The organism is Pseudofrankia asymbiotica (genome assembly GCF_001983105.1).
In the GTDB taxonomy this organism is placed as follows: Bacteria; Actinomycetota; Actinomycetes; order Frankiales; family Frankiaceae; genus Pseudofrankia; species Pseudofrankia asymbiotica.
The window spans coordinates 13,767-38,558 of sequence record NZ_MOMC01000049.1 but is presented as its reverse complement, the minus strand read 5'-3'; the positions used below and the strand labels follow the sequence as shown (position 1 = coordinate 38,558).

Below are 24,792 nucleotides of genomic sequence, written 5' to 3'. Positions count from 1 at the left end.
GCCCGGCCCCGATCGCTTCGCTCCGGGGCCGGGCCTCCGCGAGGCGCGCCTCCGCGCCCAGCGCGGTTGCGTTTGGCTTGAAAGTCACCAATCCAAGGCCGGGCCCGATCCGGAGCTCCGGGCCCGGCAGGCCAGCCCAAAGACACCAGGCCGAGGCCGGCAGGCAACTTCTCAGATCGGGCAGCACCTGACGGATCCCGCCTGATCCGGACGGCTGAAACCCAGCCAAAAAGCTCACTGAAAGGCACAGCGGAAGGCAACCATAGGAGGCACCTCGAGCAGGGAGTCGACGTCAACCGGCTCGAGGTGCCGGGGCCAGTAGAACGCGGGAAGGCTTCAGATCGCTACTGTCAGCTTCCTGTCCGCTCCTAGTCAGGTCTTATCCGGATTACAGACAGGTCGCCCGGACGCATACTTTCTGTGGTCTGCCGTGTTCTCAGTGCGGCGGGTCGGCTTGCGATGAACACGCTACGTAAGTAGAAACTCGAATCTGGTGATGCGGTAGGCGCGCCGGCAAGAGCCGGGCACCGCGTCGCCGGTCCTCGACACCGCACGATCGCTCGCCGGTCGGGCGCTCAGATCACTGTGAGGTCTGGCGTGAAGAAGATTCTTTATCCATGGGGGTTCTGGATCTTCGTGGCTTTCTACGTGGTCACGGCTCCCAGCGACGCCGCCAGCTTCGTCCACACCGCGTTCGGCTGGCTCGGGCAACTCGGGGACGGCTTCTCGAACTTCGTCAGCGACGTCGCCGTCTAGCCGGGATCGCGTGATCAGGGCTTGGCGGCCAAGGGGCGGGTGACGGCGACGACCTCGGTCCAGCTGGAGATGTCCGAGACGACCACACCCCAGCGGGCACCCTTGGCCGCGATCATCTGTCCGTCACCGACATACATTCCGACGTGCCCGGGCGCGGCCACCGTGCCATCCGTGCCGGGGGTGAACAGCAGGTCGCCCGGCTGCAGGTCCACGCCGGAGATACTCGGCCCGGCGGCGAGTTGCTCCGTGGTCACCCGCGGCAATTCGATGCCGACTGTCCGGTAGGCGGCTCGCACCAGCGAGGAGCAGTCCCAGGCGCCCGGCCCCTCGGCTCCCCACACGTACGGCTTACCCACCTGGGACCGCATGAAAGCGATCACGGGCGACACCACCCCCGCGGGGACCTCGGCACCCGGCGCGAGCGAGTCACCGTACTCGCGCGCCTTCGCCAGGATCGTCCGCACGTAGTTTCGCGTCTCCGGGAACGGTGGGATGCCGGAGAAGGCGAGCACGGCGCCCGGCCCGGCGTTGTACGCGGCGAGCATCTTCTCCTGCCCGGGCCCCGGAATCCGCGCCACCGACGCCGCGACGGCGCAGTCATAGCGGGCCGCCGCGGGGATCGCGTCCGCCGGATTCCACACGTCTCCGCCACCGCCGTGCGTCGCCCAGGTGCCCGGCATGAACTGGGCGATACCCATCGCGCCGACCGGCGACGACGCCCTCGGGTTGAAACCGGACTCCTGGTGGAGCTGCGCCGCCAGTAGCGCCGGGGTGACCTCGGCACAGCCGGCGTCGTTCGCCGCCGAGATGATCAGCCCCAGATACTCCTCCGGTATTCCCTCGGAGTTCGTGATCGTTCGTGGGCCGTTGTCCTGCTCGGCAATGAACGGACCGGCGATGAGCAGGACGACGACGAGGATGAACAGCATGACCCCGGCGATCGAGACCATGCCGGCGACGCCGAACCAGAGCAGCCACGAGCGCGAGCCGCGCGCTCCCCGAACCATCCCCGTCTACCCTTCGCTCTTCGCGGAGTACCTGGCCGGCGAAATACCGACCACCCGGTGTGGAGGCCGCTTCTCGACCGCCTGGCGCCGCCCACGACGCGCGATCGCCCAGCATGATCGCACATTTCCCCGCCTGTCAGCGCCCGGGCGCGTCGCCCGCGTTGTCCGACAGGTCCGCGCCCGCGATCCGCCACCGGCCGTCGGCGTCATCCAGCAGCGTCACCTTCGGAGTGGAGACGGTTTCGACGGGCGTGGAGTTGTTGGTGGTGAAGACGCTGCGGGTGTTCAGCAGATAGACCACTCGGCCGGTCGAGGCGGTGTCGGCGAGCGGGGTGGCCGCGAGCACGGTGACCGTCGAGCGGGCACCATGCGCCCGCTGCTCCTGCCACGCCTGGCCGTCCCCGGCGGAGGATCCCGCGCCACCGGCTCCGCCGGAGCCAGCACCAGCACTCGTCAGCTGGGCGAAGAAGTCGGTGGTGAAGCAGCCGTCGGCCTGGGCGCGCTCGACACCGGCGGACAGATCCGCGTCGGAGCGCGCGTCGAAGGACTGCCAGCGAGCGAAGCAGTAGGTGGCGACGGCGGCCGGGTCCGTGGGGTCGGATGGCGCGCCCGCACCGGCCCCGCCCGCCGACGCGGTGGCCAGCGGTGGCCCGGGCGCCTGGCTCGCGCCGGGCGGCGGCCCGGTCGTGCGTGGCGGGGTCGCCGACGAGACGGCCCGCTCGGTCCGGTCTCGCAATGACGAGCAGCCGGCCGCCAGGAGCGCGACCAGCACCACCGCCACGATGACCTGGACGGTTCTGGGCGCTGACAACGCCGATGTCCTGGCGGCGACGCGCGGCGAGGTGGGGACGACCGCGGCAGGCTGAGCGGCCGGCACGGGACGGGCCGCGGGCGGCGCCGGACGGCAGTCGGTGCTCACCCTGACCCGAGTTCGCCACGCCGCCGCGCCGRCACCGGCCTCGCCTTCGCGGCGAAGCCTCTCCTCGGTCGCTCCCGCGTTCATTCCCGCCCGTCCAGCCAGTCCCGGACGCGTCCTCGGCGGATTCGCCACTGGTGCCCCACCTTGCGGGCAGGAATGGCGTGTTCGGACAGCAGCCGCAGCACCGTGCTCTCCGACAGCCGTAGCCAGCTGACCAGCTCGTCCACCGTCAGCACGTCGTCGTCGTCGAGACGTTGCGGGCGCTGGGACGGGACGGCGCCCGCGCCCGCCGGGTCGCGCGCCGTCGGCACGCCCTCCTGCATAGCGGCTGCCCCTTTCGAAGAGGGTCAGGCCAAAGGGTGCGCGACGATGGCGAAGCCTCGCGCACCCGGCGGCCGTCCAGATGTCAGCGAGCCCAAAGGGTGCGCGACGATGGCGAAGCCTCGACCGCCCGGTAGCCGTCCAGGTGTCCGAGGCCAAAGGGAGCGTGACGGTGGCGAAGCCTCGTGCGCCCGGGGGCCATCCAAGATGTCGCGGTGGCCAGTTCCGCTGGCGCCTCGGGCAGCGTGTGCCGTGACGAGCACGATCGCGCCTCCTTCGGCCGCCGCGCTGGAGAGGAGGGTCGCTGGCCTCGTCGCCAGCGGTGATGCATCCATGCACCGTCTACCCGGACGACTCCGGGCCCGAATATCGGCTACGGACGGTACACCACCCTAGGTAACCATGGTTAGGCTCTGTCGGAGCTTGTCATACTTCAGCCGCTCGGGTTACCTCGATTCGACGGCGATCCGAATCAAGTAACAGTAAGTAATCCTAACCGGGGCCAACGAGCCTGAACCAGCCAGGAGGGCGACGGCACGTGAGCGATGTGCCACCGACACCGTACGGCGAGGAAGGCGACGCGCGACCGGTATCCCTCATCGGCGCACAGTTCTCCGCGACAACCCCACCAGCCGGCGAGGGCAAGGGTGATCTACGTCACGGTGGCGCCAACGACTCGAGCGCGTCGAACTCCTCCCGGTCTGGCCGGCGCCGCCACCGGCGCGGCCGAGCGGACAGCCCCTCGGAACCGGTGTCGCCTCATGGCGACGAGGCGTTCCACCTCGACGACCGCTCGACGGCCCCCCTGCCCCCAAGTGGGGCGTGGCGGGAACCGGGACCGTCGGAGCCCGCCCCCTCGGACGTGACGACCCAGCCGGTCCCGCCGCCGACGACGGCGCCTCCGCCCACTGGCGGCCCGGCGGGCGCCGCGACGAGGCGATCCAGGCCTGAGACCACCGTGGTGGATCCGTCCTCCGTGCAGCCGCCTCGGGTGCGCACAGGCTGGCTGCCGGCGACCCCGTACGCGGCCGCGCCACGCGGCCCGGAACCGACGCAACCAGCCCCGGACGACTGGAAGGTGCCGCCCAGGCATCGGCCAGCGGTCACGCCGCCGCCCTCTATGCCGCCGCCCTCCGAAGCGCCTCCGTTCTCGCGTCCAGCGCCGACGGCGCCGCCGATGGCCAGTGGCCGGCCGGCGGCCCAGCCACCCACAGCCAAGCCACGGCTCACCACGCCGCCCCAGGCAGGCGGCGTGAGCGAGGCGGCGGCGGTTCCGAGCGGCGCCGAGGCGAGGGCCGCTCGGGCCGGCGCGGCGACGGGCAGTCCCGCGGGCGGGCGGCTGCCCGCCGTCCCCGCGGTCCCCGCCGGGTCGGCAGCCGGCCACCGGCCCTCGGCCGGTCCGTCGGCCGCCGGGCGGGTGGACGACGCCTGGGGCGATCAGAACGAGGACTACTACGGCGACGGCCACGGTCTCGCGCCGTGGGACGAGATCCCGCTACGCGAGTCACTCGCCGACCGGGCCTCCACCGAGTTGCCCGGGTCGTGGCGCATCGGGGTCACCTCCGCGTTCCCCTACTCCGGCGCGACCACGCTGGTGGGCATCCTCGGTCTGGTGCTCACCGGGGCGCGCGGCGAGTCGGTGCTCGCCGTGGACCTGCGCCCACGGACCTGGCCGGACGAGGACCCGGACGAGCCGCGCGGCGACCCGTTGTGCTCCCGGGTGGGGCTGCCCGGCGACGTCACCGTGGCCGACATCGCCCGCCGCCGCGGGGGCGCGTCCGGCGCCCTGCGTGAACTGATCGGCGACCCGGCCCGGCCCGGCACCCCCGAGCTCGAGGTCGTGCCGCTCTGCCGCGGCGAGGGGGCTACCAGCGGCGCCCCGGGCGCGGTGGTCCCCGCGGACGACACCGTCACACCTGGAATGCTGCGGACCGCTCTCAGCCATCTCACCCGCGCCTACCCCCTGGTGCTGGTGGACGCCCCCGTCGAGGCACCGCTGTCCCCGACGGCGCTGCGGGCGAGCGACCTGATCGTCGTTGTGAGCCTCGCGGCGTCGGCGGACCTCGATCGGACCGCGGCGGCACTGCGCGACCCCGCGGCGCCACTGCTCCCGGTCGACGCGCAGGGGCGGAGGCCTCCGGTGATCGTCGCGGTGGTCTCACCGCGGCGGGGCCGCTGGTCCCCGCGCACCAGAGCAGCCGCCGGGCGGTTGACCAGACATGTGGACACCCTGGTTCGGATCCCCTACGAGAGCCGGCTTGATCCGAGCCGGCGTGCGCCGGTACGCATTCCTCGGCTGCGCGCCAGCACCCGCCGGTCTTACCTGCATCTCGGTGCCGCGGTGGTCGAACGGCTAGTCAGACTGGCGGCCGAGGAATCAACCAAGGCTGGCGCAACGACCCACGACGCGACTCGGGGGAGCACTCCGGAAACGCTGCGGACGCCCGTCGTATGATTCGCCAGACCTGCGGTCCATTGGGGCGCAGTGCCCGCGGGAAGGACCCATGATGATCGCCGAAGTCGCGTCCGCGCGAGCGGCAGTGCTGCTCGTGGCGGTTTCAGTCAAGCCGGATCCGACGAAGGCGCCCGGCATCAACGCCCTGAAAGACCTGGTCAACGGCCTCGCGGCCTATGCGGCCGTCGCGGCGGTCGCCTCGATTCTGCTCGGCGGCATCGCCTGGGCGCTTGGCGACCGGATGGGCCTGGACCGGGCCTCGTCCGTCGGCAAGAGCGGGGTCCTCGCCGGCTGTGGGCTTGCATTCCTCGTCGGCATCGCCGCGGTGCTGGTCAACTTCTTCCTCGCGACCGGCAGCTCGGCCTCCGCCGGGACTCCTCAGACTGACGGGACAGGCAGCCAGCGCCCGCCCGCCGTCGTCCAGGTGGTGGACAGCGCCACCGTGGTCCATGGCGAACCTTCCGCATACTCCTGAGATGTTCTCCAGGTACTGGCGGGCCGGTATTGGGATGATGGCCCTGCCGATGGGGAGGAGGAGTGCGCGTTGGCCGACGTCACTGCGTGGGCGACCAGGCGACTGACCCTGGTGATTGTCGCGACGATGGTTCTGACGACCGCCGTCGCGCTCCCGGTGGGGCTGCTTCTCGRCCGGCACTCGACGCCGGGCGACAACCACCAGCCCTTGGGAGCCAGCACCCGCCCYGCCTCCTCGCCACCCGCCACGGCCACCGTGACCGTGGTGCCGTCGCCGACCTCTGCCGGCGTGGACCATACCGCCGAACCGGCCGGCGCCCTGCCAGGCACGCCGAGCCGAGTCAACGAGTTCGGCATCCCGGTCGGCTATCCCCACACCGAGGCCGGCGCCATCAGCGCCTGCGGCAACTACGTATCTGCGTACATGACCTCTGGAAATCGCGAACCTACCCGAATTCGTAAAATTCTAGACTCCATTTCAACAGCAGGCGCTGCCGGTGGGATCGCGAAATCGATTACCGACACCGATGCCAATACCGCCAAGAACCTTGGCGTGGCATCAATAAATGCTCCAGAAGTTTCATTCAATCTCAGGGTCGTCGGATACCGGGTGCAGAATTTCACGACCACAAAAGCATCCGTCCAGATCTGGGCAAACGCGAGTGTGGGTCTTTACAACGACGCGTCAGATGTCGGCCCTAGAGAAAGTTGGGGAACCGACATATGCACGGTGATATGGAACGGAGGAGACTGGAGTCTATCTGAGGCCGGCAACGGACCAGACGGACCAGCACCAACGGAACGTGCTTCCGAACAGTTTCAACGCTTTATCCTGCAAGGAGCACCCGCGTGACGACGTCCGAAACGCTCGCCATTGGCATTGACCCGCTGTCCGGGCTCAAGGACGCCGTTACAGGCGCGGTCTCCGGTACGGCGGATAGTTTTCTTAATTCTGTCGGTACGGCGTTCTGCAACATGGCGGCGGATCTGTCGTCGTCGGTGTTCAGCTTCGCGTCGCAGAAGACGGCCGTCGACCTGCGGGCCGACTACGTGGTCGAGAACTACAACATCGTCTTCGGGGTCTCGATCCTGATCGTGACCGGCCTGTTCCTGTGCTCGTGCGTCGTCGGCGCCGTCCGCGGCGACCCGCACATCTTCGCGCGGGCGGTCGCGTCGACCGGCACGGCGATTCTCGGCTCGTTCGTCGCRTTGACCCTGCTGCAGATGGTGCTCACCGCGTCCGACGGTGTCGCCGACGCGTTCGGCGATGGACAGCCCCTGGGCGCGAGTCTCGTCAGCCAGCTGCGGGCGTTGCCGGACCAGGGCAACTTCGCGCTCGACATGGTGCTCTCACTGCTGGTCGCACTGTTCTCGTTCGCGCTCTTCGTGGTGCTTTACATCCGGAAAGTCGTGATCATCGCCATGGCTGTGTTCATCCCGCTCTACCTCGCCGGGCAGCCCGCGATGTCGACGAGCGCCTGGATGAAGCGGGCCACCGAGATCCTTGTCGCGCTCGTCTTCGCCAAGCCGGTGATCTACGCGATCTTCACGCTCGGCGCCGGCATGGCCAGCGAGGGCACGGGCTCGGCGGCCGATCAGACGCTGAGCATTCTCAGCGGCGTGGTCGTGATGATCGCCGCGGTGTTCTCGCCGTTCCTGTTGCTGCAGTTGTTCGGGTTTGCCGATGTTCAGCTGATGCGCGCGGTCGGCGGTGCCGGCCGGCGCAGCATGGCGTCCTTCGGCCAGGGCGCGGGCGCGCTGCTCGGCTCCACGTCCCGGGACACCTTCCGCGGCATCGGCGCCCGGATGCAGACCCGTAATCGCGGCATGCTCGGCGGTGCCAGCGCGGCGCTGCCGGCCGGTGTCGGCGGCTCCGCCGCCGGCGGTCTCAGCCGGCCGGCGATCCGACCGGCCCGGCCTGGCGCGGCGCGGCCTGGGGTGGCCGCCGGTCCGCGGGTGGGACGCCCGGCGATCGCCTCGGCCGCGGGTAGCGCCGCTGGTGTCGGCGCGGGCACCAGCGCTGTCCGGGGCCGTCCCCGCACGGCGGCCGCGGCGCTGCCGCCGGCGCAGCCCCGGGTGGGCGCGGCGCGCGCAACGGCACCGGCCACCAGCACGTCACACAGTGCGGGGGCCGGGCGTCCGGTGACGCAGCCCGCCCGGACGAGGGTCCCCGGCGGCTCCACGCGCGGTGGTTGAGCGGCTGGTCCGCCGGCCGTTCGGATGCCAGTCGGGTGGCCGACGCGAGGTGGGCGTCCACCTGGCGGTGGCCGGCCGACCGGCCACCGGCGCGGAGAGCCGCGAGGCACGGTCGCGACCCGATGACCTGCGAGAACTGGATCACCACGGGTCGCCGTTGTGTTGGCGGAGATATTTTTCCATGACCGCGTTGGAATAGAGACATCGCGTTGGAGTAAAGACAGGGGTCATGGTCGCGGAACGCAGCTATYGGTTCGGCCCGCTCGAACGGGGTGGGATCCTGCTCGGCCTGCGCTGGCCGCAGCTCGGCCTGATGGTCGGGGTGATGGTCTGCGTGCTCGGCGCGCTGCGCTCGCCGTTGCTGCTCGCACCGGCGTGGGTCCTGGTCGCGGTGGCTCTGGGCTTCATCGCGTTCGTCCGGGTCGAGGACCGTAACCTCGATCAGTGGGTGCCGATTCTGTTCGGCTACACGATGCAGAAGGTGACGGGCGAGACGTTGTTCCGCGGGGGAGTGTTCCGGCTCGGACCGGACGAGGACCAGATCACCAGGACGGTTCTGCCGGGCCCGCTTTCCAGCCTGGTCATGCTGTCGGTCCCGGTGGGCAACGGACGCTACGTCGCCRTCGTCAAGGACACCAAGAAACAGACCTACACCGCCGTCCTGCAGGTCCAGGGCAGCCAGTTCGCGCTGCTGGAATCCGGCGACCAGCAGGCGAGGGTGGACGCCTGGGGCGAGCTGCTCGCCGGGCTCACCTCCGGCGGCGGCCGGCTCGCGCGCATCCAGTGGCTGGAGCGGACACTGCCGGATTCGGGCGACGCGCTGCAGCGGCACTGGCGGGTACGGGGCCACCACGACGACTCGTGGGCGGCGGAGGCCTACCAGGAGATCATCGACGCGGCCGGCCCGGTGGCCCAGCGCCACGAGACCTACCTGTCGTTCCAGCTGCGCACCCGTGACGCCCGCAGGGCGATCCAACGGGCCGGCGGCGGCGACCGGGCGGCCTGCGCCGTATTGCTCGGCGAGCTGCGCACGATGGAGGCGGCGCTCGCCAGGGCACAGATCAGCACGGTCGGCTGGCTGCCGCCGCGGGCGCTGGCGGCCGTCATCCGCACCACCTACGACCCGTACTCGGTCGACATGATCGACGCACGCGGCGGCGCCACGAACGACCTGGCCGGTGGTCTGAAGGGCCTGCCGTCGGGGATCGACCCGGCTGTCGCCGGCCCCGTGCGCGCGGTCGCCTCCTGGGACCACTACCGCACCGACTCCGGTTTCCACACCACCTACTGGATCAACGGCTGGCCGCGGGTGTCGTCGCCGGCGGCGTTCCTCGCCCCGCTGCTCATGGAGACGACCTGCCGGCGGACCGTGTCGCTGGTGGTGGAGCCGTTGCCGGGCCGCAAGGCCGAGCGGGCGGTGAACCGGCGCCGGATGACGCACCTGGGAGAGCAGGAGATGCGGGACAAGTTCGGCAAGGTGACGACGCAGCGCGACATGGCGGAGGCGGACGAGGTGGAGCGGCGCGAGCAGGAACTGATCGCCGGCTTCGGCGCCTTCCGGTTCCACGGCTTCGTGACGGTCTCCGCCGAGGACCTCGATGGCCTGGCGGATGCCTGCGGCGAGGCCGAGACCCTGGCCTCGCGCAGCCGGTTGGAGATGGTGCGCCTCGTCGGCGAACAGGACCAGGCCTTCAACGTGGGTGCGCTGCCGCTCGCCGTGGGCGTGTCATGACGACCTCCGAGCCGACCCCGACCGGGCCGGCCGCCACCGACGGCCGCGGCCGCGCCGGTCTGGCGGGCGTGGCCGACGGCGCGAGCGTGCTTGACGACAACGACGCCTACGACGAGACGTATGGCGCCGACGGCTACGACCAGTACGACGAGCTCGACGGCTACGGCGGCGAGCCGGGAACGGCCGATGGGCTGGCGTCCGCGGGCGACGCCGGATATGGCGAGGCCGAGGACGAGGGCTACCCCGACGGGGGCTACGAGTACGGTCGCGGCCCGTTGTCCGGCGTCGCGGAGCCGGCCGGACCGGCCCGGGGCCCGGACTACGACCCGGGCCGGGACGCGACCGGCTACGTCGACCTCGGCGGAAACCCTCGCGCCCGGCGCAGGGCCGCCCGGCGGGACGGCGGTTCCGCCCGCGGGGCGCGCCGCGCGGGGAAGTCGGCCGCGGCGGCCGACCGGGCCGAGCGCGCGGCGACGCGCCGTGCGCAGGTGGCGCTGCGCCGCGGGGCGCAGCAGCCCAGGCTGGGCGGCGCGTTCCGCGGCCAGGCGTTCCACAAGCTGCGGCTGCCGGCTCATATGGAGACGACGGCACAGATCGCCGGGATCTATCCGTTCATCGTCGACTCAGGGCTGGACGCGCCGGGCATGTTCATCGGCCGGCACGTCTGGTCGGGCAACTCCTTCGTGTTCGACGTCTTCGAGCTCTACCGCCAGCAGGTCATCGAGAACCCGAACTTCGCCGTCTTCGGCGCGGTCGGCTCACGCAAGTCGTCGCTGCTGAAGACGCTGATGTCGCGCGGCGCGGCGTTCGGCTACCAGGCGGCGGTTCCCTGTGACCCGAAGGGTGAGTACACCCGGCTGGCCCGCCGGCTCGGCTGCGAGCCGACCTACATCGGCCCGGGCATGTCGACCCGGCTGAACCCGTTGGACGCGCCGCCCCGTCCGCGCGGCATCCATGACCACGACTGGGCGCGCGAGGTCAAGCGCGCCCGCTCGTCGCTGCTCGCCTCGCTGATCGAGACGGCCAAGGGCGTGCCGCTCACCCCGGCGGAGCACACCGCGGTCGACCTGGCCCTTGACGTCGTCAGCCGGCAGATCACCGGCGCGACGACGGACCGCTGGGCGACCCCGCTCCTCGGGCACGTGCTGGACGCGATGACGGAGCCAAGCGAGGCGGACTGCGTCGGCCTGCCGATGACGGCCACCGAGCTGCGCGACGCCTCCCGGGACGCCACCCTCACCCTTCGCCGGCTCACGGGCGGGGCGCTGTCCGGCCTGTTCGACGGGCCGACGACCTCCCCGCTGGACTTCGACCGGCCGATCGCCGTGCTCAACCTGGAGCGGGTGCAGGGCTCGGACGAGATGATCGCGCTGATCATGACCTGCGCGCAGGGCTGGATGGAGGCCGCGCTGATGCGCCAGGACGGCGTGCAGCGCTACGTGGTCTACGACGAGTGCTGGCGGCTGATGCGGTTCGCCGGGCTCGTCCGGCGGCTGTCGGCGCAGCAGAAGCTCGCCAGGCAGTGGGGCTGCGCGAACGCCATCGTGGSGCACCGGATCTCCGACCTGCTCTCGGCCTCCCCCGACTCGGTGGAGATCGCCAAGGGCCTGCTGGCCGAGACATCCACCCGGATCCTCTACAAGCAGGCATCCGACCAGGTGGCGGCGACCCAGCAGGCGCTCGGCCTCACCGACGTCGCCGCCGACCTGCTGCCGCGCCTCGACCCGGGGTTCGCCCTCTGGCTGATCGGACAGCGGGCGTTCTACGTCGAGCACGTCGTCGGTGATCTGGAGATCCCGGTCGTGCTCAACGGCTCGAAGATGCACGGCGAGGTCGACGACGTCAACCTCGTTCCCGACGACCTGGACCCCGCTGAGCTCGACCCGCCGGGCCTGGGTCCCGAGGACTTCGCCGGCCGCCGCCTCGAGCACCTGCCTCCCGGCGCCGCGGACAGCGGCGCGGACGATCGCCTCGACGACGAGGACGTGTTCGACGTGTCGATCGCCTACCACGACGACGGGGAGCCCGATGGCACCGGCGTTCGCGTCCCGCCCGGCTACCCGGGCTTCTAGCGGGCCAAGGGAGGCGCGAGAACGATCTTCCTTCGCTTCTCCGGAGGCCATCTACCCCAGAAGCACTAGAGGCGCTCGCGCCGGCGCAGGCCGCGCAGCCTGGACAGGGCGGACCAGGCTGGCGGCGGCCCGGTGACCTCGTAGGCGGGCAGGACCCGCTCGACGACGTCGACGAGCATCGCGACGTCCAGCGGACGCAGTACCACCCCCGCGGACAGCACATACTCGGCCACACCCGAGGCCGGCAGCAGGAGCACGCCGTCGACCAGGGCGAGCCCGCCGGGGACGTCGGCCTGGGCGAACGCCAGCACGGTCTGTGCCTGCAGCTGCCAGCCGTCGGGGAGCTCGGCGAGCAGCGCCGCGCTGACCTGTTCGCCGGTCCACGCGACAAGGCCCAGCCGGGCGCGCAGCGGCGCCTTGCCCACCCACACGCCGGCGCTGTTCTCCCGAACCGGACCGCGGTGCGCGTCGGTCTCCACCACCCAGACGCCCGAGGGCCCGATGATCAGATGGTCGATGTTGCCGGCGGACTCGGCTGTCGACCGGTCGTGCAGCACCGTGTAACCGGCCAGGCCCAGCCGGTCGAGCACCCTGGCGGTGTGCCGCTCGGCCCCCGCGTCCCGCCGCCAGGCCTCGATCTCCGGCGGAACCCGGTAGAAGCGAACCGCGGCGGCCGCGAGGACCACCAGCGCGACGGCGATCCCGGCACGGACCAGGGTGACCGCCGACAGGTGGAGGGCGAATCCGGCCAGTACGACGGCGAGCACGGCGCAGGCCACGGCAACGCCCGTGAGCACGGCGGCGCGGACTCGCCGGTCCTCTCGCTCGGCCGCGTAGAGGGCCCGGCGCCGCTGGTACTCCGCCATGGCCGAACGTCCAGGAGCTGCCCGGTCCCCGCTGCGCGTCAACCGCCCTCCCCAGATGACGCCTTCCCCACACTTCCGCCTGATCTACGCTCGTCCGCAGAATCACACGGTAAGCCAATGACACCACAGGCGGCACACTGGGAGATGGTTGCCTATGCCTGACCCCATGGGCCTGCTCAGTCATCTGTTCAGCCGAATGTCGCGGGCTTCCGGTTTATCCGCCACGCTCGGGGTGTATCGACGCGTCGGGTGACTGGGCCGCACGCCGGCCTGGGTACCTGGAAATCGGCGGGCGGCCGAGCCCGATCACGGCCGCGCGGAAGCGACGTCGAGTCGGAAGGCGGCCGCGGGAGCGGACGCCGGCTCCCGTCCGCGGCGTGCGCGGGCCGGTGGGGCGATCCCGGGAGGATCCGATGGCACCACGTCCGACCTCGTCAACATCCGTGTCCCAGTTTCCTGGCACTCCACCGCCGTCACCGGGCTCACCGTCGCCAAAAGCCCCTCGACCACCGGAAGCGCCCCAGCCGCCGGTGGTGTCGCCGTCCGGTTCCAGTGAGCCGTTCAGGCCCAGGTTCTCCGCACTCCCCGCGGCGCCCCCGGCCGCCGTGACGGCGTCGGAGCCCCGCCAGCCGGCGGTGTCCGAGTCAACACCGATGGCGCCGGAGGCCGGCCGGGCGGGCGTCGTCCCGGTCACCGCGAGCCGGCGGCGCCGCGCACACGCGGGGCTGACGGCGGACGACGTGCTGCGCTACGCGGCCAGCTGCCTGCCGACGCGCCCCGGCCCGCGCACCGTCGGGATCGAGACCGAGTGGCTGGTGGTGGACCGGGCGGCGAGCGACAGATCGGTGCCGCCGGAGCGCACCCGGGCGGCCCTCGCCGCGCTCATCGGGAGCCCCGCCACAGCCAGCCGGCAGGAGCCCGCCCACGCCGCTTCGGCTGCCGGCACCGCCGGCACCGCCGGTGGGGACGCGTCGCCCACCGGACCCACGGGAGCGGTGCTGGCGGGGGGCAGCCGGATCACCTTCGAGCCGGGCGGCCAGCTGGAGCTGTCGGGCCCCCCGGCGCCGCTGCCACTGGCGGTGAGCCGGCTGGCGGGCGACCTCGCGGACGTGCGGGCGGCGCTCGCCGGCGCCGGCCTGGGCCTCGCCGGTATGGGGCTCGACCCGGTTCGCCCGCCTGTGCGCTGGCTCGCCGACCGCTACGCCGCCATGGCGGGCTACTGGACGGCGAACGGCCAGGAGGCCGGCGAGATCATGATGTGCTCCAGCGCATCGGTGCAGGTCAACCTGGACGCCGGCCACGACCCGTCGGATGTGGCCCGGCGCTGGCGCCTCGCGCACCAGCTGCGACCGGTGCTGACCGCGATGTTCGCGGCCTCTCCCGCCCGGCTCGGCGCGCTCACCGGACTGCGCTCGGCCAGGGCGCAGGTGTGGGAGTCGCTCGACCCGACCAGGACCCGGCCGGTTGGCCCCGCGCGGGTGGCGGCGGCCGACGTGGCGTGTCACTGGGCCGAATATCTGCTCGCGGCCCGGCTCATGATGGTCCGCGACTCCTCGCCGGACGGCTCGGGGCTGGGCGAACCGGGCGAGACGGGCCCTCACGGCGCCCTCCCTCAGGACGCGAACGGCCACGGCGACGCGCGGCTGGTGTCGGTGCGCGACGGATCCACGTTCGGCGACTGGCTGCGCGGCGCCGGGCCCATCGACCGCCCGCCCACGCTCGACGACCTGAGGCTGCACGCGACGACGCTGTTCCCTCCGGTACGGCCGCGCGGCTGGCTGGAGGTCCGCTACCTCGACGCGCAGCCGTTCGACCTGTGGGTGGTGCCGGTCGCGGTCACCGCCGCGCTGCTCGACGACCTGGTCGCCGCCGCGGGCGCGGCCTCCGCGTGCTACGACGCGGATGACGGGTGGCTCACCGCGAGCGTGCACGGGCTCGCCGACGACACGCTGCGCGCCGCGGCGCTGACCTGCGTGGACCTCGCGCTCGACGCGCTCGACCGCCTCGGCGCGGGCAGCGACCTGTGCGCCGCCGTCGCGAGGTTCCGGGATGAGTACCCGGCCCGTGGCCGCACGCCGGCCGACCACCTGGCCGAACGCTTCACCCAGGTGGGCCCGGCCGGCCTGTTGCGCGAGGAGACCCGATGACCGTGACGACAGCCGGCTGGGCGGCGGCCCTGGACAACAGCCGCCGCCGGACGCTCGCCTACACCGACCTCGACGACGACGAGTTGCTGCGCCAGCATTCGCCGCTGATGTCCCCGCTCGTATGGGACCTGGCTCACGTCGGCAACTACGAGGAGCTGTGGCTGGTACGGGCACTCACCGGAGCCGACCCGATGCTGCCCGGCATCGACGACCTCTACGACGCCTTCCGTCATCCGCGGACCGATCGGCCCGCACTGCCGCTGCTCTCCCCGGCGCGGGCACGCGCCTATCTCGCCGACGTCCGCGCCCGCGCCCTCGACACCTTCGGCACGCTCGACGCGCGGGGCGCTCTCGCCCCACCCGACGTCGCGCCGGCCTCGCCAGCCGTCGCCCCCGGCCAGACCACTCGGGACCGGGCAGGCACGCTGCTCTCCGGCGGCTTCGTCTACGGGATGGTCGTCCAGCACGAGCACCAGCACGACGAGACGATGCTCGCCACGCTGCAGCTGCGCGCCGGCGCGCCCGTGGTCGACGAGGGCGCGCCCCCGCCGCCCGGCCGGTCGGTATCCGGGGGCGACGAGGTGCTGGTTCCCGCCGGCGAGTTCGTGATGGGCACGAGCGCCGACCCCTCGGCCTACGACAACGAACGCCCGGCCCACCGAGTCACGCTGCCCGACTTCTGGATTGGCCGGCTTCCGGTGTCCAACCGGGCGCATCTGGCGTTCATCGAGGATGGCGGCTACGACGACGAGCGGCTCTGGTCGCCGGCCGGCTGGGCATGGCGGTGCCGCGAAGGGCTGACGGCGCCGCTCTTCTGGCGGCCCGACGGTGCGGGCGGCTGGGTACGGCGCCGCTTCGGCCGGGACGAGCCCCTCCCGCTGGACGAGCCGGTACAGCACGTCTGCTGGTACGAGGCGCAGGCACACGCCCGCTGGGCCGGGCGGCGGCTGCCGACCGAGGCCGAATGGGAGAAGGCCTGCGCCTTCGACCCCGCCACCGGCCGCTCGCGCCGCTTCCCCTGGGGCGACCAGGCGCCGGCGCCGGAACACGCCAACCTCGGCCACCGGTCGGCGCGACCGGCGCCGCTCGGCGCGTATCCGGCCGGCGCGAGCCCCTGCGGCGCCGAGCAGCTCATCGGCGACGTGTGGGAGTGGACCTCGTCCGACTTCTCGGCCTATCCGGGCTTTGTCGCCTTCCCGTACCGGGAGTACAGCGAGGTCTTCTACCAGGCGCCGACTGGCGCCTCGGGCGCCGGCACCAGCCAGGGCGCCACCGGCACCGAGATCGGTACCGGGATCGAGCGGGAGTTCCACGGCTACAAGGTGCTGCGCGGCGGTTCGTGGGCKACCGACCCGAGCGCGGTACGCGCGACGTTCCGCAACTGGGACCACCCGATCAGGCGGCAGATCTTCGCCGGTTTCCGTCTCGCCAGGACGGGCGCCTAGACATGTGCAGACACCTCGCCTGGCTGGGGGCGCGGCGGACTCTGGCCGAGGTGGTCGTCGATCCGCCGTTCGGGTTGATGCGCCAGTCATGGGCGCCGCGGCGGCAGCGGCATGGGCGGATCAACGCCGACGGGTTCGGCGTCGGCTGGTACGCGCCGGCGGTCCGGTCCGAGCCGGCCCGTTACCGGCGGGCCGTGCCGATGTGGACCGACGCGTCGTTCGCGTCGTTCGCCGGCGCCGTGACGTCGGGCTGCGTCCTGGCCGCGGTACGCGACGCGACGGTGGGCATGCCGATCGAGGAGAGCGCGACGGCGCCGTTCGCCCACGGGTCGTTGCTCCTCAGCCACAACGGCCGCGTCGACTCCGGCATTCTGACGGCGCTGCTCGCCGGCCGGCCGGACGCGCCGGCGCCGGACTCGCGCTGCGACTCGGCCCTGCTCGCGGCGCTGGTCTGGGAGCGGACCCTCGCCGGGGCGGAGCTGGCGGAGGCGGTCGCCGAAGTGGTCACGACGGTGGGCGCCAAGGCGGCCACCCGCGAGGCGGCCACGGACGCGGATGGCCGGGCGCCGACGACCAGACTCAACGTGCTCGTCACCGACGGCCGCCAGATCGTCGGTACCACCTGGGACGAGACGCTCTGGTACCGACGCGGCCCCGCGGGAGTGCTGGTGGCGAGCGAACCGGACGACGACACTGTCGACGTCCCGGACGGCACCGGTTCTGGTCGTGGCCGCGAGGCCCCGATGTTCCAGCCCTCCGCCTCGCCCGGCGGCGCGCCGTTTCCCTCGGCCGTCCCGGACGCGGCGGGGCAGCCCGGCCCCGGTCCGGACGTCTGGGTTGAAGTCCCGAACCACCGCTTGTTGGTAGCCGACACACGCGAAGTAACTCTAAGTAATTTGACCTTGTAGGACGACTACCCTGAGTTGACTAACTGACTAAGGACGTCCGCATGACTTCGAGGACACCGACGGGCACCGGCACCACCCGACCGCCGGCCACGCGCATCCCGACCCCGGCCGACGTGGCCGCCCTGCTGAATGCCCGTGGCGGCATCACGATCGAACGGCACCTGACCGAGGCGCAGCGCGCGTCGACGCTGGCGGCCGACGCGCGCGCGGGGCTCACCGCCGACCCCAAGGAGCTGCCACCGACCTGGTTCTACGACACGACCGGCAGCATGCTCTTCGGAAAGATCACCGAGCTTCCGGAGTACTACCAGACGAGGACCGAACGCGCGATCCTGTCCGCGCACGCCGCGGACCTGTCCGCCGCGCTCACGGCGGCCCTCCCCGGCGGCGGGGCCGGCACCCTGGTCGAGCTGGGCTCCGGCACCTCGGAGAAGACGAGGATGCTTCTCACCGCCCTCGCCGGTACCGGCCGGCTGCGCCGCTTCGTCCCGTTCGACGTCGACGCCGACACGCTGTCCCGGGCGGGCGCCGCGGCCAAGGCCGCGCATCCCGGGCTCGCCGTGCACGCCGTCGTGGGTGACTTCCGCCAGCACCTCGGCCTGCTGCCCACACCGGGCGCCGCGCCGCGGCCGGCAGCGCGGCCGGACGGCACCATTCCTGACGCCCACGCGTCCGGCACCAAGGCGACAGGCGAGAGCACGCCGAACGAGACCGACACGCCGGCCGGCACGCTGGTCGCCTTCCTCGGGGGCACGATCGGCAACCTGCGCCCGCCCGAACGGCACACGTTGCTCACCGGGTTGCGCGAGCGGATCGGCCAGGGTGGCGCGCTGCTGCTCGGAACCGACCTCGTCAAGGATCCGAGCCGCCTGGTCGCCGCCTACGACGACAGCGCGGGCGTCACCGCCGCGTTCAACCGCAACCTGCTCACCGTGCTCAACCGCGAGCTCGGCGCCGACTTCGACCTGCGCGGGTTCGCGCACGTCGCCCTGTGGGATCCCGAGAACCGCTGGATCGAGATGCGGCTACGGTCGGTGCGGGCACAGACCGTGCGCCTGACGGCCCTGGACCTGACCGTCGCGTTCGCCGACGGCGAGGAGATGCGCACCGAGATCAGCGCGAAGTTCGACCGCGCGACCGTAGAACGCGAACTCACCGCCGCCGGCTGGCGCCTGACCCATTGGTGGACCGACCCTGACAGCGACTTCGCGCTGTCGTTGGCGATCGCGGAATAGGTCTCGGGGCGGAGCGGAAGGACGGGGGCGGGTGTGACTCAGTCCAGGAGGGTGACGTCGCGGGCGGCGCCGGTGGAGGCTGAGGTGGCCATGGCGGCGTAGGCGCGGAGGGCGGCCGAGACCTGGCGCTCTCGGTTCGCCGGGCGGTAGCCGGGGCCGGCCTCGAGTTCGGCGCGGCGGGTGGCGAGTTCGTCGTCCGGGACCATCAGGGCGAGGCGGCGGGCCGGGATGTCGATCTCGATCCGGTCGCCGTCGCGGACCAGGGCGATCGTGCCGCCGTGGGCCGCCTCGGGCGAGACGTGCCCGATCGACAGGCCGGAGCTGCCGCCGGAGAAGCGGCCGTCGGTGATCAGCGCGCACTTCGGCCCGAGGCCGCGGCCCTTGAGGTACGCGGTCGGGTAGAGCATCTCCTGCATGCCCGGGCCGCCGCGTGGGCCCTCGTACCGGACGACGATGACGTCACCCGGCTTCACCCGGCCGCCGAGGATCGCCTCGACGGCCTCGTCCTGGCTCTCGACGACGACCGCCGGGCCGGCGAACGTCCACTGGTCCTCGGGGACGCCGGCGGTCTTCACCACGGCGCCGTCCTCGGCCAGGTTGCCGTGCAGCACGGCGAGGCCGCCCTCAGCCGAGTAGGCGTGTTCGACCGAGCGGATGCAGCCGTCCACGGCATCGGTGTCGAGGGTGTCCCACCGGTTCGTCGAGCTGAACGGCTCGGTGGTGCGCACCCCGCCGGGCGCGGCGTGGAAGAGCTCCACGGCGTCCGGCGCGGGGCTGGCGCCGCGAATGTCCCAGCGGTCCAGGAACTCGCGCAGGCTCGCCGAGTGCACGCTGTGAACCTCGGGGTCGAGCAGCCCACCGCGGTCCAGCTCGCCGAGGATCGCGGGGATGCCGCCGGCGCGGTGGACGTCCTCCATGTAGTACTTCGTCGAGCTGGGCGCGACCTTGCAGAGGTTGGGCACCCGCCGGRAGATCTCGTCGATGTCGGCGAGGGTGACCTCGACGCCGGCCTCGACGGCGGCGGCGAGCAGGTGCAGCACGGTGTTCGTCGAGCCGCCCATGGCGACGTCGACGGCGAAGGCGTTGCGGAAGGCGGCGGCGCTGGCGATCGAGCGCGGCAGCGCCCCCTCGTCGTCCTTCTCGTAGTAGCGGCGCGCGAGGTCGACGACGAGCCGGCCGGCCTCGACGAACAGCTCCCGGCGGGCGGCGGCGGTGGCCAGCGTCGAGCCGTTGCCCGGCAGCGACAGGCCCATCGCCTCAGTCAGGCAGTTCATCGAGTTCGCGGTGAACATGCCCGAGCAGGAGCCGCAGGTCGGGCAGGCGGAGCGCTCGATGATCCCGAGGTCGGCATCGCTGACGTTCGGATCGACGGCCGCCGACATCGCGTCGATGAGGTCGAGGCGGGAGCGGACCGTGCCGCCCTGGATGACCGCGTTACCGGACTCCATCGCCCCGCCAGAGACGAACACGGTCGGGATGTTGAGCCGCAGCGCCGCGAGCAGCATCCCGGGAGTGATCTTGTCACAGTTGGAGATACAGACCAGCGCGTCGGCGCAGTGCGCGTTCACCATGTACTCGACGCTGTCCGCGATGATCTCCCGCGACGGCAGCGAGTACAGCATCCCGCCGTGCCCCATCGCGATCCCGTCGTCCACGGCGATCGTGTTGAACTCACGCCCRACCCCACCGGCCGTCGCGACCGAGTCCGCGACCAGCTTGCCCAGATCCCTCAGGTGCACGTGACCCGGGACGAACTGGGTGAAGCTGTTCGCGATCGCCACGATCGGCTTGCCGAAGTCGTCCTCGGTCATGCCGGTGGCTCGCCACAGGGCGCGGGCTCCGGCCATGTTGCGGCCATGGGTGGTCGTACGGGAACGCAGTGCGGGCATCTTGTGACCTCAGGACCTTCGACTGCTGGGGTCCGGGGTGTCCCCCGGAATGACGTTGYGGCCTCAGGAAAGCGACCGCTGGCCGGTGACCAGGCGGAACCGCCTCTATTGAGGGTCCGGGGGTGTCCCCTGGAATGACATTGCGGGCCTCCTGGAACGCGGCCGCTGGCCGGTGACCAGGCGGAACCGCCTCGGCGAGCGCGGCGGGGCGGGGTCGCGCGGCCGGGTCGCTGCACTCGTGGTGGCGCGCGCCGGGCCCGGTTCTGCCACTGGGTTCACCAGAGGGCCGCCAGCACGCCGGAGGCGCGCACCCGATTCGGTTCCGCGCCCCTTGCCAGCGTATCCGCCGCGGCCGGCGCGATGGCCTGGCGCCATGGCCTCAGGACGGGACGAGCGGGTTGGCGACGCACCGATCGACGGGAGTGTCTGTGATCTCCGCGTCCCGCGGAACGCGGAGATCACAGAGATCGCCGCCGGACCGTCAGTCGGCGGGGGGTGTCGGCGGGAGGGCGGTCGGGCCGGGGGGCGGGACGACCCAGGGGACGCCGCGGGCGGGGGGCGGGTCGGCGGCGGTGACCTCACCACTCGGCCGGTGTGGCGGGGGCGGCGGGAGGCGCTGCCCGGGCTGGGGGGCCGGCAGCTGTCCCGGGTAGCCGGGATGCGGGGGGTAGCCGGGTGGGAGGGGCGGCGGCTGACCGTAGCCGGGATGGCTGTAACCGGGATGGCTGTAACCGGGGTGGCCGTAGCCGGTTCGGCCGACCCCGGGGTAGGTGGGCGCCGGCGGCCCGCCTGGTCGAGGGGCTCGGGGGAAGCGCCTGCGCAGCACGTGCTGGACCCACCAGGAGAGCGCCAGCGACACGAGCATGCCGACGATCGGACCGGCCTGATGGTGGCGCCCGCCGCCGTCCGCGGCGCTGACCTTCGCCCCGACGACCAGCAGGTAGATCGCGGTGATCGCGATGAAGATGTAGCCGCTGACGAAGAAGTGGAAGAACCGCAGGCGCAGCCGGGTGAGCTGGTCGCGCAGGAACACGGCGGGCAGGACCCAGATGCCGAGCCCGAACACCGCCGCGGTCAGCGGCGAGAAGATCAGGTACCCGAAGAACTGCTTGATGAACTCGCCCATCGCTCCCCCGGCCGTCGCCGCGTCCGCCGTCAGGTGGTGCCGGTGGACGCGACCGACGGGACGTCCACGCCGGCCACGTGCTCCACCGTGGGCGTACCGGCGAAGTACGGGCTGATCGCCGCGCGCCAGCGACCGTAGCCCTCGGAGGCGCGGAACCCTTCGGTGTGCGCCTCCAGGCTGTCCCACTCGACGATCAGCACGAACGAGCTCGGCGACTCGATACCCCGGCTCATCCGCATCGACCGGCAGCCGGGTGAGGTCGCGATCTCGTGCCGGACCGTGTGGTACGCCGCGATGAAGGCGCTCTCCGCCCCTTGTTTCACGTTAAACCTTGCGATCTCCGTGACCGCGGACTCCGTGTCGCGGGTGCTGCCCGTGGCCGGCCCGGATGCGCTCATGCCGCAAGTCTGGCACCCCCCGTGGCGGTGCCGCCGCCGAGTCGGACATCCCGTGTGCTGTCGAAGCGGGAGAAACGGGGGGTTGGCGCCGAATATCCTCGGAGCCAGGGGTTTCCGGGCGACAGGGGCGTCGGCATGGTGGTCGGAGACGGCGCGGTCGGCGGCGCGGTCGGCGGCGCGGTCGGCCGCGCGGTGGAGCCTCTCGACGAGGACGACCCGGTGCGACTTGGCCCCTACGTGCTACTGGGGCGCCTCGGCCACGGCGGGATGGGCACGGTCTTCCTCGGACGCTGGGCGGACCCCGACACCGCGGGTGCCAGCGGAACGAATGTGAGTGAGGACGCCTCGGGCCGCAGCGGCGTCCGCGGGCAGGACGCGGAACGGCTTGTCGCGGTCAAGATGATCAGACCCGACCTGGCTCGCGAGCCGGAGTTCCGGGAGCGGTTCGGGCGGGAGGCCGTCGCGGCCCGGCGGGTCGCGCGTTTCTGCACCGCCGAGGTGCTGGACGTGGACGTCGAGGCGCGTCGGCCCTACCTGGTCACCGAGTACATCGATGGCCGCACGTTGGCCGCGGCAGTCCGCGAGGACGGGCCGCTGCCGAGCGCCGAGGTCGAACGGCTGGCTGTCGCGGTCGCCTCGGCGCTGACAGCGATCCACGCCGCCGGTCTGGTTCATCGTGACCTGAAGCCAGGCAACATCATGTTGTCGCCGTCTGGCGCCCGTGTCATCGATTTCGGCATCGCCCGGGCGCTGGACGCGACGACCACGTTCACGCACGCGGGTATCGGCACGCCCGCGTTCATGGCACCCGAACAGGCGCTCGGCGGCGTGGTCGCTCCGCCGGCCGACATCTATGCCTGGGGTGGCGTCGTGATCTTCGCTGCCACCGGCCGGCTGCCGCACGGCGAGGGTCCCAGCCCGGTGGTCCTCTACCGGGCCGTCAACGAGGAACCCGACCTGACCGGCCTTGACCCGGGCCTGAGCCAGCTAGTCGCCCGGGCGATGGCGAAGGACCCGGCCAGGCGCCCCACCGCCCAGGACCTGCTCCTGCTCCTCGTCGGCGCCACCCAGCTCGACGACGACGAGGCGGACGCCCCCGCCGCCACGGCCGCGGAGCCCGATCCGCGCCCCCTCCCGCCTACCCGGCGAGCGCCACCGYCCGAGCGGTCCGAGCGGTCCGGGCAGTCGGCCGGCCTGGTCTCCTCGTCCGCGTCGTCTCCGCGACCGGCGACGCCATCGGCGATGGAGGAGGCGCTGGCGGCGGCCATCGCCCGGGACATCGACGCTGGTCGCGCCATACCGGCGGGGCCTCGGGCGGCTGGTCCGCTCCCAGCCAGCCCGCTCCCAGCCAGTCCGAACACGGACACCGGCGGCGAGGAGACAACCGCCCGAGCGCTGCCGGCCGATCCCCGCCGGCCCGCGGCCCCGGCCGGGCCGACCGTGACGACGGACCCACCCACCCGGGAGGCGACAACCTTCGTTCCATCCCACCTGGCTGGCGGAACCCGGCCGGCCGGCGACGCCTACCCGTTCGACGGCGGCCGCCCCGCGGGCGGGGGCGTCGCGGACCCGACCGGCCGGCGACGGCAGGCCAGGCGGTTCGGCGCGCGGCGCGGCGGGCTGGTCGGGCTCGGACCGGTCGTCGACGCGGCCCCGCTCGGCGAGCCGCTCACCGGCCACACCGGTCAGGTCACGGCGGTCGCCTTCGCCCCCGACGGCCTGACGCTCGCGACGGCGAGCACGGACGGCACCGCCCGGGTCTGGCGCCTCGCCCACGAGACCGGCCACGCCGCGTCCCAGCTGGGTGAACCGCTACGCGGCCACGAGGGCCGGGTGCTTGCCGTCGCCTACTCGCCGGGCGGGGATGCGCTGGCTACCGCGGGCGGCGACCACACGGCGCGGCTCTGGCTGCGGACGGCCACCGCTCCCGGCGCGGCGGACCCGGCCGCCGTCGACGGGCACGGCTACCGCCCGCTGGCCATCGCCCGCGGTCACACCGACCAGGTGACCTCGGTGGCGTTCGCCCCGGGCGGCCGGTCGCTCGCCACCGGCGGCCTCGACGGGACGGTCCGGCTCTGGCGGCTCGACCTCGACGCCGCCGACCGGGACGTCGTCCGGCCGCTCGGGCGGCCACTCACCGGGCACCGGGGCAAGGTCCTCGCCGTCGCGTTCTCGCCGGACGGCCAGATCCTCGCCACCGGTGGGACGGACCACGCCGTGCTGCTCTGGGACCTGACGTCGTCGGTTCCCCGCCCGTTCGGCCCGCCGCTCGCCGACCACCGCTGGCACGTGCGGTCGCTCGCTGTCTCACCCGACGGCGCCACGCTCGCCACGGCGGCCGGCTTCGGCACCGTCCGTCTCTGGGGCCTGACCGACCCGGCGCGCCCGTCGGGCCTCGCCGAGCTGACCAGCTGGCAGAGCGGCCAGGTCCGGGCGGTCGCGTTCGCCGCCGACGGCCGCACCCTCGCGGCCGCGGCCGGCATCGGCGCGGCGGTCGGCCTGTGGAACGTCGAGGATCCGGCGATCCCGGAGCCACTCGGCCAGCTCGCGACCGGCCACGTCGGCACCGTCCGGGCGCTCGCCTTCTCCCCGACCCGCGACATCCTCGCCACCGCCGGCGACACATCCGCCCGCCTCTGGCGCCCCGAGGAGTAGCCCAGCCTCATCGCGAGACGAGCTCGGCGCAGACGCAGACGTCGGAGTCCGAGTCGGCGCGGTGCTCATGGCCCGCCCGGCCGATGACTCTCCGCCTGAAGCAGCGTCTACTGGTGGATCCAGGTGGTGAGAAGGCTCAGTAGACCCGAGCGACGCGATCGCCAGTCGCCTCGGCCCAGACGTTTCCTATG

The 24,792-nt window shown here is 72.6% G+C and carries 19 protein-coding genes; 12 read left to right on the top strand and 7 right to left on the bottom strand.

Going from position 1 to position 24,792, the window contains the following annotated elements:
- Positions 1-597 precede the first annotated feature (597 nt).
- Positions 598-756, top strand: coding sequence for a hypothetical protein (locus BL253_RS43000; protein WP_198946377.1), 159 nt, complete (start codon positions 598-600; stop codon positions 754-756).
- 14 nt (positions 757-770) lie between these two features.
- On the opposite strand, the gene BL253_RS24120 is transcribed toward BL253_RS43000, so the two are convergent.
- The 3 genes from BL253_RS24120 to BL253_RS24110 all read right to left on the bottom strand — a co-directional run bounded on the left by BL253_RS24120 (position 771) and on the right by BL253_RS24110 (position 3,005).
- On the bottom strand, positions 771-1,763 hold the full coding sequence (locus BL253_RS24120) for a bifunctional lytic transglycosylase/C40 family peptidase (RefSeq protein ID WP_076819393.1): 993 nt from the start codon (positions 1,761-1,763) through the stop codon (positions 771-773).
- Positions 1,764-1,899: 136 nt separating this feature from the next.
- On the bottom strand, positions 1,900-2,574 hold the full coding sequence (locus BL253_RS24115; protein WP_241835062.1) for a hypothetical protein: 675 nt from the start codon (positions 2,572-2,574) through the stop codon (positions 1,900-1,902).
- Positions 2,575-2,762: 188 nt separating this feature from the next.
- Positions 2,763-3,005 carry a helix-turn-helix domain-containing protein gene (locus BL253_RS24110; RefSeq protein ID WP_076819392.1) on the bottom strand — a complete coding sequence of 81 codons (243 nt, stop codon included), beginning with the start codon at positions 3,003-3,005 and terminating at the stop codon, positions 2,763-2,765.
- 1,175 nt (positions 3,006-4,180) lie between these two features.
- On the opposite strand from BL253_RS24110, the gene BL253_RS24100 reads away from it, so the two are divergent.
- The 6 genes from BL253_RS24100 to BL253_RS24075 all read left to right on the top strand — a co-directional run bounded on the left by BL253_RS24100 (position 4,181) and on the right by BL253_RS24075 (position 11,932).
- Positions 4,181-5,458 carry a MinD/ParA family ATP-binding protein gene (locus tag BL253_RS24100; protein WP_076819390.1) on the top strand — a complete coding sequence of 426 codons (1,278 nt, stop codon included), beginning with the start codon at positions 4,181-4,183 and terminating at the stop codon, positions 5,456-5,458.
- 52 nt (positions 5,459-5,510) lie between these two features.
- Positions 5,511-5,933, top strand: a complete 423-nt coding sequence (locus BL253_RS24095; RefSeq protein ID WP_076819444.1) for a DUF6112 family protein — start codon at positions 5,511-5,513, stop codon at positions 5,931-5,933.
- 69 nt (positions 5,934-6,002) lie between these two features.
- Positions 6,003-6,785, top strand: a complete 783-nt coding sequence (locus BL253_RS24090; RefSeq protein ID WP_241835061.1) for a DUF8175 domain-containg protein — start codon at positions 6,003-6,005, stop codon at positions 6,783-6,785.
- The gene (locus BL253_RS24085; protein ID WP_081438631.1) at positions 6,782-8,128 is read left to right on the top strand and encodes a hypothetical protein; all 1,347 of its coding nucleotides are present in this window, start codon (positions 6,782-6,784) and stop codon (positions 8,126-8,128) included. The genes BL253_RS24090 and BL253_RS24085 overlap by 4 nt, the downstream gene beginning before the upstream one ends.
- Before the next feature lie 229 nt (positions 8,129-8,357).
- Complete coding sequence (locus tag BL253_RS24080) at positions 8,358-9,860, top strand: SCO6880 family protein (RefSeq protein WP_076819389.1); 1,503 nt, start codon at positions 8,358-8,360, stop codon at positions 9,858-9,860.
- Positions 9,857-11,932: a conjugal transfer protein TraC gene (locus BL253_RS24075; protein ID WP_076819388.1), complete on the top strand. Its 2,076-nt coding sequence runs from the start codon at positions 9,857-9,859 to the stop codon at positions 11,930-11,932. The genes BL253_RS24080 and BL253_RS24075 overlap by 4 nt, the downstream gene beginning before the upstream one ends.
- A 65-nt stretch (positions 11,933-11,997) precedes the next feature.
- Here BL253_RS24075 and BL253_RS24070 read toward each other — a convergent pair whose 3' ends face one another.
- Positions 11,998-12,798: a nuclease-related domain-containing protein gene (locus BL253_RS24070; protein ID WP_076819387.1), complete on the bottom strand. Its 801-nt coding sequence runs from the start codon at positions 12,796-12,798 to the stop codon at positions 11,998-12,000.
- A gap of 635 nt (positions 12,799-13,433) precedes the next feature.
- Here BL253_RS24070 and egtA point away from each other — a divergent pair.
- Genes egtA through BL253_RS24050 form a run of 4 tightly spaced genes read left to right on the top strand, consistent with a single transcriptional unit; the run spans position 13,434 to position 18,533 of the window.
- The gene (egtA, locus tag BL253_RS24065) at positions 13,434-14,945 is read left to right on the top strand and encodes an ergothioneine biosynthesis glutamate--cysteine ligase EgtA (RefSeq protein ID WP_241835060.1); all 1,512 of its coding nucleotides are present in this window, start codon (positions 13,434-13,436) and stop codon (positions 14,943-14,945) included.
- Positions 14,942-16,390: an ergothioneine biosynthesis protein EgtB gene (egtB, locus tag BL253_RS24060; RefSeq protein WP_076819386.1), complete on the top strand. Its 1,449-nt coding sequence runs from the start codon at positions 14,942-14,944 to the stop codon at positions 16,388-16,390. The genes egtA and egtB overlap by 4 nt, the downstream gene beginning before the upstream one ends.
- 2 nt (positions 16,391-16,392) lie before the next feature.
- Positions 16,393-17,298: an ergothioneine biosynthesis protein EgtC gene (egtC, locus tag BL253_RS24055; RefSeq protein WP_076819385.1), complete on the top strand. Its 906-nt coding sequence runs from the start codon at positions 16,393-16,395 to the stop codon at positions 17,296-17,298.
- Positions 17,299-17,339: 41 nt separating this feature from the next.
- A complete protein-coding gene (locus BL253_RS24050; RefSeq protein ID WP_081438629.1) occupies positions 17,340-18,533 on the top strand; it encodes an L-histidine N(alpha)-methyltransferase in 1,194 nt (397 codons plus the stop codon).
- A gap of 38 nt (positions 18,534-18,571) precedes the next feature.
- Here BL253_RS24050 and ilvD read toward each other — a convergent pair whose 3' ends face one another.
- The 3 genes from ilvD to BL253_RS24035 form a co-directional block, all read right to left on the bottom strand.
- Positions 18,572-20,422 carry a dihydroxy-acid dehydratase gene (gene ilvD, locus BL253_RS24045; RefSeq protein ID WP_076819384.1) on the bottom strand — a complete coding sequence of 617 codons (1,851 nt, stop codon included), beginning with the start codon at positions 20,420-20,422 and terminating at the stop codon, positions 18,572-18,574.
- Between the two features lie 481 nt (positions 20,423-20,903).
- Positions 20,904-21,548: a hypothetical protein gene (locus tag BL253_RS24040; RefSeq protein ID WP_076819383.1), complete on the bottom strand. Its 645-nt coding sequence runs from the start codon at positions 21,546-21,548 to the stop codon at positions 20,904-20,906.
- 29 nt (positions 21,549-21,577) lie between these two features.
- Complete coding sequence (locus BL253_RS24035) at positions 21,578-21,946, bottom strand: antibiotic biosynthesis monooxygenase family protein (RefSeq protein WP_076819382.1); 369 nt, start codon at positions 21,944-21,946, stop codon at positions 21,578-21,580.
- 135 nt (positions 21,947-22,081) lie between these two features.
- On the opposite strand from BL253_RS24035, the gene BL253_RS24030 reads away from it, so the two are divergent.
- On the top strand, positions 22,082-24,601 hold the full coding sequence (locus BL253_RS24030; protein WP_076819381.1) for a WD40 repeat domain-containing serine/threonine protein kinase: 2,520 nt from the start codon (positions 22,082-22,084) through the stop codon (positions 24,599-24,601).
- The last annotated feature ends 191 nt before the right edge of the window (positions 24,602-24,792 follow it).